The sequence below is a fragment of the Pseudomonas sp. S5F11 genome (genome assembly GCF_019641515.1).
In the GTDB taxonomy this organism is placed as follows: Bacteria; Pseudomonadota; Gammaproteobacteria; order Pseudomonadales; family Pseudomonadaceae; genus Aquipseudomonas; species Aquipseudomonas rhodesiae.
Window position 1 is genome coordinate 3842721 of the sequence record NZ_JAIFJZ010000001.1, and the last position, 17236, is coordinate 3859956.

Below are 17236 nucleotides of genomic sequence, written 5' to 3' on the forward strand. Positions count from 1 at the left end.
AGGGTCAACAAGCATGCCCCGGCCTGATAAGTCGCCATAAGCTTGTGCTCAGCCTTGCTAGCGTTATGCTACCGGGCACCGAATGTGAGGAATGAATTGTGAAAGCGCGGATTCTGTTGATGCTGGCCCTGATCCTGCCGATGGCGGTACAGGCCGAAGAAGCCAAGGAAGGCAAAGAGGGCGAGGCGCCGAAAGTCAGCTATATCAGCTTGAGCCCGCCGTTCGTGGGTAATTACGGCCTGGATGGCACGGCGAAACTCAAGGTGTTCAAGGCCGACATCGCCCTGCGCGTGACCGGCACCGAAGCCGCCGCCGCCGTTAAAGCCAACGACGCGTTGATCCGCAATCAACTGGTGGCGTTGTTCACCCAGCAGACCAACGAGGCGATGAGCACCGTGGAGGGCAAGGAAAAACTGCGCCAGGAAGCCCTGAAGCAAACCCAGCAAGTGATGAACGACGAGACCGGCAAGCCCATGGTCGAAGACCTGTTGTTCAACAACTTGATCATCCAGTAAGCGCGCCAGGTGCGCGGTTTCAGGACGCCAGGCTCTTCCTGAACCGCGCCAGCGCCACGGCGAAAAACAGCAGGCCGATCCCTGCCAGCGCCAGCAAATCCGGCCATACCACGCTTACCCCCGCATCGCGGAATAGAATCGCCGCGCTCAAGCTCACAAAATGCGTCGACGGCGAGCCCTGCATCACCCATTGCAGCCACTCCGGCATGCTGTCCAGAGGCGTGCTGCCGCCGGATAGCAACAGCATTGGGATGATCACCGGAATCGCCAGCAGCCCGAATTGCGGGGTCGAGCGGGCGAGGGTGGCGAGGAAAATCCCCAGCGCCGTACTGGCGAACAAGTACAACGCCGTCACAAACAGAAACAACCCCAATGAGCCTGCCAGCGGCACACCCAGCAAGCCTTTGACCACCACTTCCAACGACACCCACGTGCACAGCACCACTACCAGCATGTTGCTCCAGATTTTTGCCAGCATGATTTCCAGCGCCGTCAGGGGCAGCACCAGCAAATGGTCGAGCGTGCCGTGTTCGCGTTCGCGCAGCAGGGCGGTGCCGGTCAGCACGATGGCCAGGATGGTGATGTTGTTGACGATCTGGATCACCGCCAAAAACCAGCCGCCTTCCAGGTTGGTGTTGAACAGCGAGCGGGTGGTCAGCAGCGCCGGTGTCTGTGCGGCGGCATCGGCCTGGCCGCTGTAGCTCAACAATTCGCGCTGGAAAATCCTGCCAATGTAACCGGCACCCATGAATGCCTGGCTCATGGCCGTTGCATCCACGTTGACCTGCACGCTGGGTTGGCGCCCGGCCAGCAAGTCGGCTTGGAAATTGGCCGGCACATTGATCACGAACGTGTACTCGCCGCTGTCCATGGCTTTGTCCAACAGGTTGTAAGGCAACGGCGCTGGCGTCTGGAACTCCGGCGGTTGCAGTGCTTCGCCCAGTTGTCGGGACAGGGCGCTGTGGTCTTCATCCACCAGCGCCACGCTGGCGTTATGCACACCGATCACTGAGCCGGCGGCGGGCATATAGATGGCCACGGTGAACGCGTAGAACAGAAACAGCAGCAATACGCTGTCGTGGCGCAGGCTGGTGAGTTCTTTCAGGCCCAAGCGCAGGATGTGCGCGAACTTATGCATCAGACCTCCTGCTTCTTGAGCATGACCAAGCTCAACCCGGTGAACCCGACAAAGAACCCGAACAGCGCCAGGCATTGCGGCCACAGCTGGCGCAGATCCAGAGCCTTGGTAAAAGTGCCCACCGCGATATCCAAAAAGTGCCCGGCCGGAAACAGCATGCCCATCAGCGCTGCAGCGCCTTCCAGGGATGAGCGCGGCACGATCAGCCCGGAGAACTGGATGGTCGGTAGGCTGGTGATGATCATCGTGCCGAGGATCGCCGCGATCTGGGTGCGCGTGAATGCAGAAATCAGCAGGCCCATGCTGGTGGTGGCCAGCACATACAGCAGCCCACCGAACGCCAGCGTCAGGCCGCTGCCCTTGAACGGCACGCCAAACAGCCAGCGGTTCATGGCCACCAGCACGGCCAGGTTGACCAGACTCACCACCAGGTATGGCGCCTGTTTGCCCAGCAGAAACTCCAGGCGCGTCAGGGGTGTTGCGTAAAAATTGGTGATCGAGCCCAGCTCTTTTTCCCGCACGATGCCCAACGCGGTAAGCATGGCCGGGATAAACGCCAGGATCAGTGCCATCACCCCAGGGCCGATGGCATTCACGCTGACGACGTCCTGGTTGTAGCGAAAGCGGGTTTCGAGTTTGGCGGCGCCCTGGCTGCCGCGCGGCAGGCTGCTCAGCTCGGCCAATTGCTGGAGGTTGCCCAAGTGTACGGCTTCGACATAGTTACGGCTGGTTTCCGCGCGGAACGGCATGCCGCCGTCGAGCCATGCGGCCACCGTGGGTTGGCGCCCGGCGTACAGGTCGCGGCCAAAGCCCGGTGGGATTTCCAATGCCAGTTTGATTTCCGAGCGTTGCAGGCGCCGGTGCAGTTCGTTCGCATCTTGAATGGGCGGTCGTTCGGCGAAATAGCGCGAGCTGCGAAACGCTTCCAAGTAGGCGCGACTTTGCGGGGTCTGGTCCTGGTCATAAACGGCGAACGCCAGGTTTTCCACATCCAGGGAAATGCCGTAGCCAAAGATCACCATCATGAACATCGCCCCGAGCAGCGCGAAGGCCATGCGCACTTTGTCGCGCAACAGCTCTTTGCCTTCACGGCTGGCCACCGCCAACAGGCGCGCCAGGCTGAAGCCGCGCTTGCTCTGCGGCGGTGCGCTGGCTTCGCTGACGGTTTGGCTCGGCGCGGCGGGTTCGGCTTCGCCTTGAGCCTGCTCCAGGCAGGTGACGAACGCGGCTTCTAGGGTCTCGCCCTTGAATTGTTGTTGCAGCGCGTGCGGCGTGTCGCAGGCCAGCACTTTACCTGCGTGCATCAGTGAGATGCGGTCGCAGCGCTGGGCCTCGTTCATGAAGTGGGTGGACAGAAATATCGTCACCCCTTGCTCGCGGGACAGCTCGATCAGCAACCGCCAGAAATCATCACGGGCGGCCGGGTCGACGCCGGAGGTCGGCTCATCGAGGATCAGCACTTCCGGGCGATGCAGCACCGCGACCGCCAGGGACAGGCGCTGACGCAGGCCCAGGGGTAACTCCCCCGACGGTTGCCCGGCCACGTCGCCCAACTCGAAGCGTTGGATCAGTTCGTCGATGCGCGGGCCGCTGTCGGCCTTGGGCAAGTCGAACAGTTGGGCGTGCAGCGCCAGGTTCTGGCGCACGCTGAGTTCGCCATACAGGGAAAAACTCTGGGACATGAACCCCACGCGCTTGCGGGTAGCCAAGTCTTTGGCGTCCACCGTCTTGCCCAACAGTTTCGCGCTGCCTTCAGTGGCGGGCATCAGCCCAGTGAGGACCTTCATGGTGGTGGTCTTGCCGCAGCCGTTGGAACCGAGGAAACCGAAAATTTCCCCACGGCCAATCGCGAAGCTGACCTTGTTGACCGCAGTGAAGTCGCCAAAGCGCAGGGTCAGGTCGTGGGCCTCGATGGCGATGTCGGCGCTGGTGCTTTCCCTCGGTGGAATCACCAGCGGCGGTTTGTCGTGAGCGCCGTCGCCTTGAAAGTGTGTGAACGCTTCATCCAATTTTCCGCTGGGAGTGGCGGCGGCCAGTTCACGGCTCAAGCCATTGGCGATCAGCGTGCCGCGATCAAGCATCAGGCAGTGTTCGAACTGCTCGGCTTCCTCCATGTAGGCGGTGGCGACCAGCAGCGTCAGTTGCGGGCGTTCGCCGCGCACCGTTTCGACCAGTTCCCAGAAACGTCGGCGCGATAGCGGGTCGACACCAGTGGTTGGCTCGTCGAGGATCAGCAGGTCAGGTTCATGGATCAACGCGCAGCACAGGCCGAGCTTTTGTTTCATCCCGCCGGACAGCTTGCCGGCAGGGCGCTCGGCGAAGCGTTCAAGGTCGGTGGCCAGCAGCAGGCTGTGCATGCGCTGGTCACACTCGGCCTTCGACAACCCGAACAGAGTGGCGAAGAAGCGAATGTTTTCGCAGATGGACAGCTCGGGGTACAGGTTGCCGCCCAGTCCCTGGGGCATGAAGGCGATGCGCGGGTACAAGCTGTTGCGGTGGCGGCGGTCGGTGATGGCGCCGCCGAGTACGTCGAGCTGGCCGTCCTGCAGCTTTTTAACCCCGGCAATCAAGCCCAGCAAGCTGGACTTGCCCGCGCCGTCCGGGCCAATCAGCCCGCAACGCGTACCGGCGGGCAGGCTGAAGGCTATATCGACCAGCGCCTGTTGCTGGCCATAGCGGTGGTTGATCCCCGTGGCGTGCAGCGCCAGGCCGGTCATTGCAGGTTGGCCGGCCAGTCTATGTCGGCCGTGCGCACATAACCTGCGCCCGGCATGCCGGGTTTGGCTTGGGGCACGGCGCTGGGTTGGGTCAGGCGCAGCTTGACGCGGAACACCAGTTTTTGCCGCTCATCGCGGGTTTCCACTTCTTTGGGGGTGAACTGCGACTTGGCCGCGACAAAGGTGATTTTCGCCGGCAGCGCTTGCTGGGGCAGGGCATCGAGCAGGATGCGGGCGTCGCTGCCCACCGTCAGGCGACCGGTCACCGACGCGGGCAAATACAGGTTCATGTATTGATCTTCGGGATCGATCAGCAGCAACACGCGGCCACCGGCACCCAGCACTTCACCGGGCTCGGCCAGGCGCAGTTGAATGATGCCGTCGATGGGGGCGCGCAGGCTGCTGTCATCGATTTCGCTGCTGAGTTGGGCCACCTGCGCCTGGGCGGCGCCGATGGCGGCCTTGGCCGAATTGACCTGGGCCTGTGCGGCGACTACGGCAGCATTGCCGGTGTTGTGCCGCGCCTGTTGCTGATCGATCAGTTGGCTGCTGGCGAAGCCGCGCTTGTACAGCTCTTGGGTGCGCTTGAGTTCCTGGTTGGCCAGCAACTGTTCGCTCTGGCGCAATTGCACATTGGCTTCGGCGGCGGCGAGATTTTCCTTGGCGCGCAACACTTCGGCTTCGGCCTGGGCGCGCTGGGCCTCTAGCGTGCGGGTGTCCATGCGCGCCAGCAATTGGCCCTTGAGCACCTTGTCGCCTTCGTCCACCCGCACTTCGGCCAGGCGACCGGGAATTTTGGCGGCGATCTGCACTTCGGTGGATTCCAGGCGACCATTGCCCATGCTCAGGCCTTCGGGCAGGCGGTCTTGAGTGGATTTCCAGTAACCGAACCCGCCGGCGGCGAGCAACAATGCGATCAGAAGCGTGGCAAACAGCTGAGAGGTGCGATGGTTCGTCGACATGGAAGCATCCTGCGGCGTTAGCGTCCTAGTTTGACGGTATTGCCGCTGTGGGCGTTGATACCGGTCAAATGAAGCGCAAGCCTAGCGCGATTGCGGCCCAAGCGCATGCGTCGCGAGCGTGACTGTAGGGTTCTGGCGCCTAGCGCAGAGCCAGTACGGCGGCCCATTGCTCGGCGGTCACCGGCATGACCGAGAGGCGGCTGCCTTTTTGCACCAGGGGCAGTTCGGCGAGTGCCGCCTGCTGTTTCAGGTAACCCAGGCCCAGCACCTTGGGGAAGGTCTGGACATGGGCGACCGTGATCGCGCTCCACGGGTTTTTCTCCGGGCTGGCCTTGGCGTCGAAGTAATGGCTGTCGGGCTCCAGTGCGGTTGGGTCCGGGTAGGCCGCCTCAATGATTTTGCCGATGCCGGCGATGCCCGGTTCGGGGCAGCTGGAATGGTAAAAGAAGAATTCGTCACCCACCGCCATGGCGCGCAGAAAGTTACGTGCCTGGTAGTTACGCACGCCATCCCAGCGGGCTTTTCCGAGTTTTTCCAGGCCCTTGATGGACAGTTCGTCGGGCTCGGATTTCATCAGCCAATAGGCCATTTTTAGGCTCCTCAAACAGGCATTGGGCAAGTTGTCGGGCAATTGCCGCACAAACCGACAGTCGGTTGGCGCCAAGGTTTGCGTGTTGGTTCACGTTAACGCAAAATGCCGGGATTTTAAGCTTGACTCAGCTGCAACGGGCTACTTTGGAACGTTGTTGTCATCGTGTACGAGGTGCCTGAAGGGGGGCAATCGATGCAACGTAAACCGGATTTACTATGGATATTGGTTATTTTGTTTGGTCTGGGCGTCGTGACCACCGGGTATGCGCAAAGTCTTTGGTCGAACAAGGCCGATGCCCCAGTTGAATTGTCACCAGTGCAGCAACAGTACAAGCGTTAATACGGCTTCAAGGCGTCGCTGATTCCAGCGACGCTTCTGCGATATACCATTGCTTATTCGTCACCGTGCCAGCCATCGGCACATCCCAACTTGCCTGTGCCAATCGATCGACTTTCTGACATTCATGGGCCAGGCCCAGCAACGTCGGCTTGCGCCAGCGCTGGCGGCGTGCGAGGTACGCCAGGCTGCGGTCATAGAAGCCCCCGCCCATGCCCAGGCGGCCACCTTCATCGTCGAATCCCACCAGCGGCATCAGCACCAGGTCCAGCGCCCACACCTTGCGTTGCCGGCGGATATTCACCCGTGGCTCCAGGATGCGAAAGCGATTGGGCAGCAGCTTTTCCCCGGGGCGCACACGCTGGAATACCATCTTCGTGCGTGGCCAAGCGCTAAGCACCGGCAGATACGTGGCTTTGCCCCGGCGCTGGGCAGCGCGCAGCAGCAGGCTCGGATCGATTTCACCGTCGGTGGGCAGGTAAAGGGAGATATGTTTGGCTCGGCGAAACAGCGGGTGCTGTGCCAGCTGCCGGTACAGGCCCTGAGCGGCCTGGCGTTGCTCGCTCGGCGTGAGGGCGCGGCGGGCCTTGCGCAACAGGTGTCGAAGTTGCGGACGGGAAAGCGGCGCAGTTTCGGTCATGGCTTTTCGGCTCATAAAACAATGCCAGTCCTGGGACTGGCATTGAGTTTGGGAATTCAGGCTCCCCGACAGAGCCGCTGTCGACTTAGCCCTTGAACCCGAAAGTTCAAGGTGGAAGAAGCAGTAGGCTTTAAGGCTTTCCGTCTAGCGGACATGCACACCAGCCCAACGTGCAACTTCCAGGGTAGTGCGAATCGGCTCAGGGACATCGCCGACTGGCAAACACGCCAGGGAGTGAGGGCGAGTATACCTTAAACAGACGCGGCAATCAGCCCTTGGGTGCATCCGAGTCGCTGGCAAGCGCCAGATCCACGCGTTCCAGCAGGTCACGCACTTGCTCGCGCGTCGAGCCGCTGGCCTGTACGTCCGGGCGTTCCTGCTTGTGCAACAAGTCATGGGTAATGTTCAGCGCAGCCATCACAGCGATGCGGTCGGCGCCGATGACTTTGCCGCTGCTGCGGATTTCACGCATCTTGCCATCCAGGTAGCGGGCGGCGCTCACCAGGTTGTTGCGCTCTTCCTGGGGGCAGATGATCGAATACTCTTTATCCAGGATCTGCACGGTGACGCTATTGCTTGAACTCATGAGTCTTGCTCCAGGGCCTTCAGGCGCGAAATCATCGATTCGACCTTACGCCGGGCGATTTCGTTTTTTTCAATGAGGTGAGCGCGTTCCTCGCGCCAGGTCTTTTCCTGAGCTAATAGGAGTCTGTTTTGACTCTTAAGTTGCTCGACCCGAGTAATTAGCAGCTCGAGTCTGGCCATCAGCGCTTGCAGGTCGGTGTCTTCCATTGGGTTCCACTGGATTTGTCTGATGAATGGCAACTGCAGGATAAACGATCTGACGCCCTTGATAGTCGGGTGCGTCTGCCGGTGCTAGGATACAGCGCTTCATTCTAGACATCGCGCCGCCTGGCGCCTAGCTCATCATGCCCATTAAGAATTCCCCATACGACGCTTTCTCCGCTCTGCTGAACGCCAGCGGCCACCCTTGCTCCCCGGCCGAACTGCACGGCGTGCTGTTGGGCCGCAGCTGCACCGGTGTCGGCTTCGACCCCGACAACTGGTTGGCCGATGTGGCCGAACTGTTGGAAAAGGAGCCCGAAGATAACGTGCGCAATGCGCTGGTCGGCCTGCAGGAAATGGTCAAGGGCGAACTGACCGGTGATGACATCACCGTGGTCCTGCTGCTGCCGACTGACGACGCACCGCTGGCCGACCGCGCCGCAGCGCTGGGCCAATGGTGCCAGGGCTTCCTCCACGGTTTCGGCGTGAACGCCGGCGGCCTGGAGCTGAGTACCGATGCCAAGGAAGTGTTGCAGGACCTGGCCGCCATCTCTCAGGTGCAAGACGCCCTGGAAGAGTCCGAGGACGGCGAAAGCGATTACATGGAAGTCATGGAATACTTGCGCGTCGCGCCGCTGCTGCTGTTCACCGAGACCAAGAAATCCGCTGAACCTGCCGCGCCCAAGCCGTCGCTGCACTGAGAAAGGAAGCCCATCTGCCCATGATCCATATCCCCAAAGCGGAATACACCCGACGCCGCAAGGCGCTCATGGCGCAGATGGAACCCAACAGCATCGCGATCCTGCCAGCCGCCGCTGTAGCTATCCGCAATCGCGATGTGGAGCATGTTTACCGCCAGGACAGCGACTTCCAATACCTGAGCGGTTTCCCCGAACCTGAAGCAGTCATTGTGCTGATGCCCGGTCGTCAACATGGCGAGTACGTGCTGTTCTGCCGCGAGCGCAATGCCGAACGCGAACTGTGGGACGGCCTGCGCGCCGGTACTGAAGGCGCGGTCCGTGACTTTGGCGCCGACGACGCCTTCCCCATCACCGATATCGACGACATCCTGCCGGGCCTCATTGAGGGCCGCGACCGCGTGTACTCGGCCATGGGCAGCAATGCCGAATTCGACCGGCATTTGATGGAGTGGATCAACGTGATCCGCTCCAAGGCCCACCTGGGTGCCCAGCCCCCGAACGAATTTGTTGCCCTGGATCATTTGCTCCACGACATGCGCCTGTATAAATCGGCGGCGGAACTGAAGGTGATGCGCGAAGCTGCACGGATTTCCTGCGCCGCCCATGTGCGAGCGATGCAGGCCAGCCGCGCCGGTTTGTACGAGTTCAGCCTGGAAGCCGAGCTGGACTACGAGTTCCGCAAGGGCGGTGCAAAGATGCCGGCCTATGGGTCTATCGTCGCCGCTGGTCGCAACAGCTGCATCCTGCACTACCAGCAGAATGACGCACTGCTCAAGGACGGCGATCTGGTGTTGATCGACGCCGGTTGTGAAATCGACTGCTACGCCAGCGATATCACCCGCACCTGGCCGGTCAATGGCCGGTTTTCGCCGGAGCAGAAGGCGATCTATGAAATCGTGCTGGCCTCCCAGGAGGCCGCGTTTGCGCAGATCGCCCCCAACAAGCATTGGAACCAGGCCCATGAGGCCACCGTGCAGGTGATCACCGCCGGGCTGGTGAAACTGGGGTTGCTGCAAGGCGATGTCGACGAATTGATCGCCAGCGAAGCGTACAAAGCTTTCTATATGCACCGCGCCGGCCATTGGCTGGGCATGGATGTACACGATGTGGGCGAGTACAAAGTGGGCGGTGAGTGGCGCGTGCTGGAAGTCGGCATGGCGCTGACGGTGGAACCGGGGATTTATATTTCGCCGGACAACCAGAACGTGGCAAAGAAATGGCGTGGCATTGGCGTGCGCATTGAGGACGACGTGGTGGTGACCAAGCAAGGCTGTGAAATCCTGACCGGCGGCGTGCCCAAGACCGTCGACGATATCGAAGCATTGATGGCGGCCGCCCGATGAGCCGGGTCAACCTGGCGATTATCGGCGGCGGCCTGGTGGGCGCCAGCCTGGCGCTGGCGTTGCAGGCCGGGGCCAAGGCGCGCGGTTGGAAGATCGTGCTGATCGAACCGTTCGCCCCCGGCGACAGTTACCAGCCCAGCTACGACGCGCGCTCCTCGGCGCTGTCGTTTGGCGCTCGGCAGATCTACCAGCGCCTGGGCCTGTGGCAGGCCATCGCCCGCCGCGCCGAGCCGATCAAGCAGATTCATGTGTCGGACCGTGGGCGTTTTTCCACCGCGCGCCTGTCCGCCATGGAAGAGGGCGTGCCGGCCTTGGGCTATGTGGTGGAAAACGCCTGGCTGGGCCAGTGCCTGTGGCAAGGCCTGGACAGCGACGTGGTGAGCTGGCGCTGCCCCGCGCAAGTCACCCGCATGGTGCCGCTGCCCGATGGCTATCGCCTGACCCTCGACGATGAAACCGAGCTGGAGTGCGACTTGGCCGTGTTGGCCGATGGCGGCCGTTCCGGTTTGCGCGAGCAACTGGGCGTCGGCGTGAAAACCCGGCCCTACAACCAAAGTGCGCTGATCGCCAATATCACCCCTAGCGAAGCCCATAACGGCGAAGCCTTCGAGCGCTTCACCGATGATGGTCCGATGGCTTTGCTGCCGTTGCCCGACAACCGCTGCGCGCTGGTGTGGACGCGTGTCGGCATGGACGCCCAGCGCCTGGCCGACCTTGACGAGCGCAGTTTCCTCAGCGAGTTGCAGGGCGTGTTCGGTTATCGCCTGGGCACACTCAAGCAGGTTGGCGCGCGTCATCTGTATCCGCTGACGTTGGTGGAAGCCGAAGAACAAGTGCGCTCGCACCTGGCCATCATCGGCAACGCCGCCCACAGCCTGCACCCGATTGCCGGGCAGGGTTTCAACCTGTCCCTGCGTGACGCCCATGCTTTAGCCGAAGCGCTGCTGGCTGGGCCGGCCGTGCCAGGCGATCTTGCGACCCTGCAAGCCTATCGTGACCGCCAACGTATGGACCAGAAGCTTACCGTGGGCTTCTCCGACCAGGTCACGCGCTTGTTCGGCAGCGCGCAACCCTTGGTGGCGCTGGGTCGCAATGTGGGCCTGCTGGGCCTGGATCTTCTACCGCCGGCCAAGCGCTGGTTCGCCCGTCAGGCCATGGGCCTGGGTACGCGCCCCGATGCGTAAATGGCTGATCGAGCGCCTGGGCAAGGCGCGCCTGTTGCGCTGGGTCATGACCCTGTACCCGCCGTACCTGGGCGCGGGCATCAGCGTGCAGCACATGAGCGCCGACTTTCGGCACGTCAAAGTGCGCATGGGCCTGGGGTGGTACAACCGCAATTATGTGGGAACGCAATTCGGCGGCAGCCTGTATTCGATGGTCGACCCGTTCTACATGCTGATGCTCATGGAGAACCTGGGGCGCGATTACATCGTCTGGGACAAAGCGGCCAGCATCGATTTCATCTCGCCGGGTAAAGGCCCGGTGTATGCCGAGTTTTTTATCGACGACACCTTGCTCGACGAGGTGCGTCGCCAGACCGAAGGCGGCGAGAAATACTTGCCCCACCTCAAGGTCCAGATTCATGACGGCTCCGGCACCCTGGTGGCGCGAGTCGACAAAACCCTTTACGTGCGGCGCAAGCCGCCAGCGAGACAGGCTTAAAGCATGGACATGCGCGCAGATGTGCTGATTGTCGGGGCCGGAATGGTCGGAAGCGCCCTGGCGCTGGCGTTGCAAGGCAGCGGGCTACAGGTGCTGCTGCTTGATGGCAGCCCGCTGAGTGTCAAGCCATTCGACCGCGACGCGGCCTTCGAACCCCGTGTGAGCGCGTTGTCGGCCGCCAGCCAGCGCATCCTCGAACGCCTGGGCGCGTGGGACGGCATCGCCTCGCGCCGCGCCAGCCCCTATGGCCAGATGCAGGTGTGGGACGGCAGCGGCACGGGGCAGATCCACTTTTCGGCGGCCAGCGTGCACGCCGAGGTGCTCGGGCATATCGTCGAGAACCGCGTGGTTCAGGACGCCTTGCTCGACCGCCTGCACGACTGCGACCTCGGGCTTTTGGCCAATGCACGACTTGAGCAGATGCGGCGTTCCGGCGATGAATGGCTGCTGACCCTGGCCGATGGCCGCACGCTGCGGGCGCCGCTGGTGGTGGCTGCCGACGGAGCAAACTCCGCCGTGCGCCGCCTCACCGGCACCGCGACCCGTGAGTGGGATTACCTGCATCACGCCATCGTCACCAGCGTGCGCAGCAGTCAGCCGCACCAGCGCACGGCCTGGCAGCGCTTTACCGATACCGGCCCCCTGGCGTTTTTGCCGCTGGAGCGTGACGGCCAGCAGGATTGGTGCTCGATTGTCTGGTCGACCACGCCGACTGAGGCCGAACGCTTGATGGCATTGGATGAAGACAGCTTCTGCCGTGAACTGGAGCGCGCCTTCGAAGGCCGCCTGGGCAGCGTGGTGAGCGCCGACCCGCGGGTGTGCGTGCCATTGCGCCAGCGCCATGCCAAACGCTACGTGGCTGAAGGCCTGGCGCTGATTGGCGATGCCGCCCACGTCATCCATCCGCTGGCAGGGCAGGGCGTGAACCTGGGGTTTCTCGACGCGGCGGTGCTGGCCGAAGTGCTGCTGGCGGCCACTGAGCGTGGTGAGCGCTTGGCGGATGTGAAAGTGCTGAGCCGCTACGAGCGGCGCCGCATGCCGCATAACCTGGCGCTGATGGCCTCGATGGAGGGGTTCGAGCGGTTGTTCCAGGCCGACCAACTGCCGCTGCGCTGGTTGCGCAATGCGGGCTTGAAAATGGTCGACCAGATGCCGGAAGCCAAAGCGCTGTTCGTGCGTCAGGCCCTGGGCTTGAGCGGGGACTTGCCGGAGTTGGCCAGGCCCTGAACGGGTCGTGCAACATCTGGTAACGCCTCCGCCGAGCGATTGATTGAGGTACCAAATGTGAGTCCTTATCATTTGCCCTCTATTTGCAAATGAGAGACCGCCCCCATGCTGGTACCCAAGCGCCTCCTGACTGCCCTGGCACTTACGCTCATCGGCACCTGCGCCGCGCAGGCCGCTGAAGAGGTGGTGGTCTACTCCTCGCGCATCGACGAACTGATCAAGCCGGTGTTCGACGCCTATACCCAAAAGACCGGCGTGAAAGTGAAGTTCATCACCGACAAGGAAGCCCCGCTGATGCAGCGCATCAAGGCCGAGGGTGAAAACGCCACCGCTGACCTGTTGCTCACCGTCGACGCCGGCAACCTCTGGCAAGCCGAGCAAATGGGCATCCTGCAACCGTTCACCTCCCCGGTGATCGACAAGAACATTCCCCTTCAATACCGCTCATCGGCCCATGCCTGGACCGGCTTGAGCCTGCGCGCGCGGACCATCGCGTATTCCACCGACCGTGTTAAACCCAGCGATCTGACCACCTACGAAGCCCTGGCAGACAAGCAGTGGGAAGGCCGCCTGTGCCTGCGCACGGCGAAAAAGGTCTACAACCAGTCCCTGACCGCGACCCTGATCGAAACCCATGGCGCGGCCAAGACCGAAGAAATCATCAAGGGCTGGGTCAATAACCTGTCCACCGACGTGTTCTCCGATGACATCGCCGTGTTGGAGGCCATCAATGCGGGCCAGTGCGATGTAGGCATCGTCAACACCTACTACTACGGCCGTCTGCACAAACAGAAGCCTGACCTGCCGGTAAAACTGTTCTGGCCCAACCAGGGCGACCGAGGCGTGCATGTGAACCTGTCTGGCATCGGCTTGACCAAATACGCGCCACATCCGGAGGCCGCCAAGGCCCTGGTGGAATGGATGACCACTCCTGAAGCACAGAAGATCTTCGCCGACGTGAACCAGGAGTTTCCGGCCAACCCGGCAGTGCCGCCGTCGGCCGAAGTGGCGACCTGGGGTAAGTTCGTTGCGGATACCCTGCCGGTGGAAGTCGCCGGTAAACGTCAGGCAGAAGCCATTCGGTTGATGGATCGCGCCGGCTGGAACTAAGTACTATTTGTAGGACGCCGCAGATCCAAATGTGGGAGGGGGCTTGCCCCCGATGGCAGCGGATCAGTCACTGATCAGTAGACTGACACTCTGACATCGGGGGCAAGCCCCCTCCCACATTGGGTTGCGGTGATTTCAAGATATTCATTACCGAGAGCCCCCCTTTGGCCCACCCCGCCCAACGCCGCTGGTACCTGCCGGTCTTTACCGTCGCCGCCCTGGTGCTGCTGCCGCTGAGCGTGCTGGTGTTGTCCTGGCAAAGCATCGATGCGCAAATCTGGTCTCACCTCTGGGATACCCAGATGCCACGCCTGCTGGGCAATACCCTCACGTTGGTGCTGGGTGTGGGCGTGGGCGTGACGCTGCTGGGGGTTAGCCTGGCCTGGCTGACCAGTCTCTGCGAATTTCCCGGACGGCGCTGGCTCGACTGGGCATTAATGTTACCTTTCGCCATTCCGGCTTATGTGCTGGCTTTTGTCTTTGTCGGCTTGCTGGACTTTTCGGGTCCGGTGCAGACGCTGCTGCGTGAGTGGTTCGGTACGGGCCTGCGCCTGCCCCGGGTGCGTTCCACCAGTGGCGTAATCATCGTGTTGGTGCTGGTGTTCTATCCCTATGTCTACCTATTGGCACGCACCGCGTTCCTGGCCCAGGGCAAGGGCTTGATGGAAGCCGCGCGGGTGCTGGGGCAATCGCCCTGGCAGGCGTTCTGGCGTGTGGCGCTGCCCATGGCGCGACCGGCCATCGGGGCGGGCGTGGCCCTGGCGCTGATGGAGACCCTGGCGGATTTTGGCGCCGTGTCGGTGTTCAACTTCGATACGTTCACCACCGCCATCTACAAGACGTGGTACGGATTTTTCAGCCTGTCCAGCGCAGCCCAGCTGGCCAGCTTGTTGCTGCTATTGGTCATGCTGGTGCTCTACGGCGAGCGCCGCGCGCGAGGCGCCAGCCGCCCCAGCAATGAACGGCCGCGGAGCAAGGCGCTGTATCACCTGCGAGGGTTCAAAGCGGCGGCGGCGAGTACCTGGTGCGGGCTGGTATTTGCGTGCGCGTTTGTGATTCCGATGCTGCAGCTGGTGGCTTGGTTCTGGCAACGCGGCCGCTTCGACCTGGATGAGCGCTACGCCGGCTTGATCGTCCACACCCTGTATCTCGGCGCGATTGCCGCGTTGATCACTGTGAGCGTGGCTTTGGTGCTGGCCTTCGCCAACCGGCTGTCGCCGACTCGGGCGATTCGTTCCGGGATCAGCCTGGCCAATGTGGGCTATGCCTTGCCGGGGTCGGTGCTGGCGGTGTCGATCATGTTGGCCTTCAGCTATCTGGACCGCGAACTGGTGGTGCCGCTGTCTGGCTGGCTGGGCGGTGCGGGCAGACCGTTGCTGCTCGGTAGCCTCGCTGCGTTGGTGCTGGCGTATCTGGTGCGCTTCCTGGCGGTTGCGTTCGGGCCACTGGAAAACAGCCTGGCGCGAATCCGTCCATCGTTGCCGGAGGCTGCGCGCAGCCTGGGTGTGAGTGGTCCGCGACTGTTTTGCAAAGTGTATCTGCCGCTGTTGCTTCCCGGCGCCTTGAGCGCGGCGTTGTTGGTGTTTGTCGATGTGCTCAAGGAAATGCCCGCCACCCTGCTGATGCGCCCGTTCGGCTGGGACACGCTGGCGGTACGCGTGTTTGAAATGACCAGCGAGGGCGAGTGGGCGCGGGCCTCTCTGCCGGCATTGACGCTGGTGTTGGTGGGTCTGCTGCCGGTCATCGGGCTGATCCGTCGTTCAGCTCGGCAAATCGGTTAGGTGCCAGTCCTACGGCTTGCGGCTACAATGCGCGGCATTCGGTGCGGTCCATCCTTCGGATCGGCGCGCTTAGCGTGACTGCAGACCTTGTCGTTCAAGGCTTTCAGCGCGTTTGGCAACGCTGCGCACCTTCGCCAAGCCCGGAAGGAGAAACCCATGGGACAGCGTACGCCTCTGTATGACCTGCATCTCGCCCTCGGCGCGAAAATGGTCGATTTTGGCGGTTGGGATATGCCTTTGCACTACGGCTCGCAAGTTGAAGAGCACCATCAGGTGCGACGCGACTGCGGGGTGTTCGATGTATCTCATATGACCGTGATCGATGTCACAGGCCCCCAGGCCAAGGAATGGCTCCAGCACCTGCTGGCCAATGATGTCGGTCGTTTGCATGGCTGCGGCCATGCGTTGTACAGCGCCATGCTCAACGAGGGGGGCGGTGTGGTGGACGACATGATCGTGTACCGCACCGAAACCGGTTACCGGCTGGTGGTCAACGCCGCCACCCGTGACCAGGACATGGCCTGGATGCAGGCGCAACTGGGCGAGTACCAAGCGCAACTGCGTGAACGGCCGGAACTGGCGATGCTCGCCATCCAAGGCCCCCAAGCCCGGCATAAAATTGCCGAGCTGGTCACTCAGTCGCGTGGCGCCTTGATTCATCAACTCAAGCCTTTCGAAGGCCAGGCCGATGGCGATTGGTTTATCGCCCGCACGGGTTACACCGGCGAAGACGGCCTGGAAATTGTGCTGCCTGCCGATCAGGCACCGGGTTTTTTCAACGATCTGGTTGGGGCCGGCATCTCGCCCATCGGCCTGGGCGCTCGTGACACGTTGCGCCTTGAGGCCGGTATGAACCTCTATGGCCAGGACATCCACCAAGACGTTTCGCCGCTGGCAGCCAATATGGCTTGGAGCATCGCCTGGGAGCCGGCCGAGCGCAATTTCATCGGTCGCGCCGCGCTGGAAGCAGAGCAGGCGGCGGGTGTGCAGTTCAAATTGGTGGGGCTGGTGCTGGAAGAACGTGGGGTTTTACGCGCTCATCAGGTGGTTCGTATCGCCAATGTTGGCGAAGGGGAGATCACCAGTGGTAGTTTCTCTCCTACGCTGAGCAAATCCATTGCCCTGGCGCGTGTACCGAAGGCAACCGCCGACCGGGCCGAAGTGGAAATCCGCGGCAAGTGGTATCCGGTTCGAGTGGTCAAACCGACCTTTGTACGTCATGGCAAAACCTTGATCTAACAATTCCGGCGGGCCAATGGCCGCTGACATTTCTTCTTGAGGACACAGACAATGAGCAATATCCCAGCCGACCTGCGTTTTGCCGAGAGTCATGAATGGGCCCGTTTGGAAGCTGACGGCACGGTGACCGTCGGTATTTCCGATCACGCCCAGGAAGCGTTGGGGGATGTGGTGTTTGTTGAGTTGGCTGAGGTGGGCGCCACGTTCGCGGCCGGTGGCCAGGCTGGGGTGGTTGAGTCGGTGAAAGCCGCTTCGGATATCTACGCCCCGATCGCAGGTGAAGTGACTGCCGTCAATGAGGAATTGAGCGGTAGCCCTGAACTGCTGAACTCCGACCCGTACGCGGCATGGATCTTCAAGCTCAAGCCAAGCAATCCGGCTGAGTTGGACAAGCTGCTGGATGCCGCCGGCTACAAAGCTTCCATCGGCGAATAACGCACGTCTCATGTGGGAGGGCGCCAGTTCCTTCCCACATTGAGCCGTGAGT

Annotated in this window: 18 protein-coding genes and 1 other RNA gene; 11 read left to right on the forward strand and 8 right to left on the reverse strand. The window is 62.0% G+C overall.

Annotation, left to right across the window (positions count from 1 at the left end):
• Positions 1 to 98: 98 nt before the first annotated feature.
• Positions 99 to 515, forward strand: a complete 417-nt coding sequence (locus K1567_RS17265) for a flagellar basal body-associated FliL family protein (protein WP_034101391.1) — start codon at positions 99 to 101, stop codon at positions 513 to 515.
• A gap of 19 nt (positions 516 to 534) precedes the next feature.
• On the opposite strand, the gene K1567_RS17270 is transcribed toward K1567_RS17265, so the two are convergent.
• The 4 genes from K1567_RS17270 to K1567_RS17285 all read right to left on the reverse strand — a co-directional run bounded on the left by K1567_RS17270 (position 535) and on the right by K1567_RS17285 (position 5921).
• A complete protein-coding gene (locus K1567_RS17270; RefSeq protein ID WP_034101390.1) occupies positions 535 to 1653 on the reverse strand; it encodes an ABC transporter permease in 1119 nt (372 codons plus the stop codon).
• The gene (gene rbbA, locus K1567_RS17275; RefSeq protein WP_220698676.1) at positions 1653 to 4370 is read right to left on the reverse strand and encodes a ribosome-associated ATPase/putative transporter RbbA; all 2718 of its coding nucleotides are present in this window, start codon (positions 4368 to 4370) and stop codon (positions 1653 to 1655) included. Before rbbA ends, K1567_RS17270 begins: the two co-directional genes overlap by 1 nt.
• The gene (locus K1567_RS17280) at positions 4367 to 5332 is read right to left on the reverse strand and encodes an HlyD family secretion protein (RefSeq protein ID WP_034101388.1); all 966 of its coding nucleotides are present in this window, start codon (positions 5330 to 5332) and stop codon (positions 4367 to 4369) included. Before K1567_RS17280 ends, rbbA begins: the two co-directional genes overlap by 4 nt.
• A gap of 139 nt (positions 5333 to 5471) precedes the next feature.
• The gene (locus K1567_RS17285) at positions 5472 to 5921 is read right to left on the reverse strand and encodes an EVE domain-containing protein (RefSeq protein WP_034101387.1); all 450 of its coding nucleotides are present in this window, start codon (positions 5919 to 5921) and stop codon (positions 5472 to 5474) included.
• 195 nt (positions 5922 to 6116) lie between these two features.
• Between K1567_RS17285 and K1567_RS17290 the strand changes: the two genes are divergently transcribed.
• Positions 6117 to 6263 (forward strand): hypothetical protein, encoded by a 147-nt coding sequence (locus tag K1567_RS17290; protein WP_099312898.1) that lies wholly within the window; start codon positions 6117 to 6119, stop codon positions 6261 to 6263.
• A gap of 7 nt (positions 6264 to 6270) precedes the next feature.
• Here K1567_RS17290 and K1567_RS17295 read toward each other — a convergent pair whose 3' ends face one another.
• The 4 genes from K1567_RS17295 to K1567_RS17310 form a co-directional block, all read right to left on the reverse strand.
• Positions 6271 to 6900, reverse strand: coding sequence for a 5-formyltetrahydrofolate cyclo-ligase (locus tag K1567_RS17295; protein ID WP_220699042.1), 630 nt, complete (start codon positions 6898 to 6900; stop codon positions 6271 to 6273).
• A 58-nt stretch (positions 6901 to 6958) separates the two neighbouring features.
• Positions 6959 to 7137: non-coding RNA, 6S RNA (gene ssrS, locus K1567_RS17300), on the reverse strand.
• Between the two features lie 31 nt (positions 7138 to 7168).
• Positions 7169 to 7486 carry a cell division protein ZapA gene (locus K1567_RS17305; RefSeq protein ID WP_034101385.1) on the reverse strand — a complete coding sequence of 106 codons (318 nt, stop codon included), beginning with the start codon at positions 7484 to 7486 and terminating at the stop codon, positions 7169 to 7171.
• Positions 7483 to 7692 carry a TIGR02449 family protein gene (locus K1567_RS17310; RefSeq protein WP_034101384.1) on the reverse strand — a complete coding sequence of 70 codons (210 nt, stop codon included), beginning with the start codon at positions 7690 to 7692 and terminating at the stop codon, positions 7483 to 7485. The genes K1567_RS17305 and K1567_RS17310 overlap by 4 nt, the downstream gene beginning before the upstream one ends.
• A 137-nt stretch (positions 7693 to 7829) precedes the next feature.
• Between K1567_RS17310 and K1567_RS17315 the strand changes: the two genes are divergently transcribed.
• The 9 genes from K1567_RS17315 to gcvH all read left to right on the forward strand — a co-directional run bounded on the left by K1567_RS17315 (position 7830) and on the right by gcvH (position 17184).
• Complete coding sequence (locus K1567_RS17315; protein WP_034101383.1) at positions 7830 to 8387, forward strand: YecA family protein; 558 nt, start codon at positions 7830 to 7832, stop codon at positions 8385 to 8387.
• A 20-nt stretch (positions 8388 to 8407) separates the two neighbouring features.
• The gene (gene pepP, locus K1567_RS17320) at positions 8408 to 9730 is read left to right on the forward strand and encodes a Xaa-Pro aminopeptidase (RefSeq protein WP_047881751.1); all 1323 of its coding nucleotides are present in this window, start codon (positions 8408 to 8410) and stop codon (positions 9728 to 9730) included.
• Positions 9727 to 10914 (forward strand): 2-octaprenyl-6-methoxyphenyl hydroxylase, encoded by a 1188-nt coding sequence (gene ubiH / locus K1567_RS17325; protein ID WP_034139737.1) that lies wholly within the window; start codon positions 9727 to 9729, stop codon positions 10912 to 10914. Before pepP ends, ubiH begins: the two co-directional genes overlap by 4 nt.
• Positions 10907 to 11392 (forward strand): DUF4442 domain-containing protein, encoded by a 486-nt coding sequence (locus K1567_RS17330; RefSeq protein WP_034101380.1) that lies wholly within the window; start codon positions 10907 to 10909, stop codon positions 11390 to 11392. The genes ubiH and K1567_RS17330 overlap by 8 nt, the downstream gene beginning before the upstream one ends.
• A 9-nt stretch (positions 11393 to 11401) precedes the next feature.
• Entirely contained in the window at positions 11402 to 12619 is a 1218-nt protein-coding gene (locus tag K1567_RS17335) for a 2-octaprenyl-3-methyl-6-methoxy-1,4-benzoquinol hydroxylase (RefSeq protein WP_167389870.1), read from the forward strand.
• 105 nt (positions 12620 to 12724) lie between these two features.
• Positions 12725 to 13729, forward strand: coding sequence for an extracellular solute-binding protein (locus tag K1567_RS17340; protein WP_220698677.1), 1005 nt, complete (start codon positions 12725 to 12727; stop codon positions 13727 to 13729).
• Between the two features lie 164 nt (positions 13730 to 13893).
• Complete coding sequence (locus K1567_RS17345; RefSeq protein WP_169867615.1) at positions 13894 to 15510, forward strand: iron ABC transporter permease; 1617 nt, start codon at positions 13894 to 13896, stop codon at positions 15508 to 15510.
• 156 nt (positions 15511 to 15666) lie between these two features.
• Positions 15667 to 16749 carry a glycine cleavage system aminomethyltransferase GcvT gene (gene gcvT / locus K1567_RS17350; RefSeq protein WP_220698678.1) on the forward strand — a complete coding sequence of 361 codons (1083 nt, stop codon included), beginning with the start codon at positions 15667 to 15669 and terminating at the stop codon, positions 16747 to 16749.
• Between the two features lie 51 nt (positions 16750 to 16800).
• A complete protein-coding gene (gene gcvH, locus K1567_RS17355; protein WP_034101375.1) occupies positions 16801 to 17184 on the forward strand; it encodes a glycine cleavage system protein GcvH in 384 nt (127 codons plus the stop codon).
• Positions 17185 to 17236: the final 52 nt, after the last annotated feature.

Bases quoted from the DNA above. Each gene is read 5' to 3' on its own strand.
- K1567_RS17315 (WP_034101383.1), top strand. From the start codon at position 7,830: ATGCCCATTAAGAATTCCCCATACGACGCTTTCTCCGCTCTGCTGAAC.
- K1567_RS17295 (WP_220699042.1), bottom strand. From the start codon at position 6,900: ATGACCGAAACTGCGCCGCTTTCCCGTCCGCAACTTCGACACCTGTTG.
- gcvT (WP_220698678.1), top strand. From the start codon at position 15,667: ATGGGACAGCGTACGCCTCTGTATGACCTGCATCTCGCCCTCGGCGCG.
- K1567_RS17270 (WP_034101390.1), bottom strand. From the start codon at position 1,653: ATGCATAAGTTCGCGCACATCCTGCGCTTGGGCCTGAAAGAACTCACC.
- K1567_RS17310 (WP_034101384.1), bottom strand. From the start codon at position 7,692: ATGGAAGACACCGACCTGCAAGCGCTGATGGCCAGACTCGAGCTGCTA.
- K1567_RS17330 (WP_034101380.1), top strand. From the start codon at position 10,907: ATGCGTAAATGGCTGATCGAGCGCCTGGGCAAGGCGCGCCTGTTGCGC.
- rbbA (WP_220698676.1), bottom strand. From the start codon at position 4,370: ATGACCGGCCTGGCGCTGCACGCCACGGGGATCAACCACCGCTATGGC.
- K1567_RS17280 (WP_034101388.1), bottom strand. From the start codon at position 5,332: ATGTCGACGAACCATCGCACCTCTCAGCTGTTTGCCACGCTTCTGATC.
- ubiH (WP_034139737.1), top strand. From the start codon at position 9,727: ATGAGCCGGGTCAACCTGGCGATTATCGGCGGCGGCCTGGTGGGCGCC.
- gcvH (WP_034101375.1), top strand. From the start codon at position 16,801: ATGAGCAATATCCCAGCCGACCTGCGTTTTGCCGAGAGTCATGAATGG.
- K1567_RS17340 (WP_220698677.1), top strand. From the start codon at position 12,725: ATGCTGGTACCCAAGCGCCTCCTGACTGCCCTGGCACTTACGCTCATC.
- K1567_RS17290 (WP_099312898.1), top strand. From the start codon at position 6,117: ATGCAACGTAAACCGGATTTACTATGGATATTGGTTATTTTGTTTGGT.
- K1567_RS17335 (WP_167389870.1), top strand. From the start codon at position 11,402: ATGCGCGCAGATGTGCTGATTGTCGGGGCCGGAATGGTCGGAAGCGCC.
- K1567_RS17305 (WP_034101385.1), bottom strand. From the start codon at position 7,486: ATGAGTTCAAGCAATAGCGTCACCGTGCAGATCCTGGATAAAGAGTAT.
- K1567_RS17285 (WP_034101387.1), bottom strand. From the start codon at position 5,921: ATGGCCTATTGGCTGATGAAATCCGAGCCCGACGAACTGTCCATCAAG.
- pepP (WP_047881751.1), top strand. From the start codon at position 8,408: ATGATCCATATCCCCAAAGCGGAATACACCCGACGCCGCAAGGCGCTC.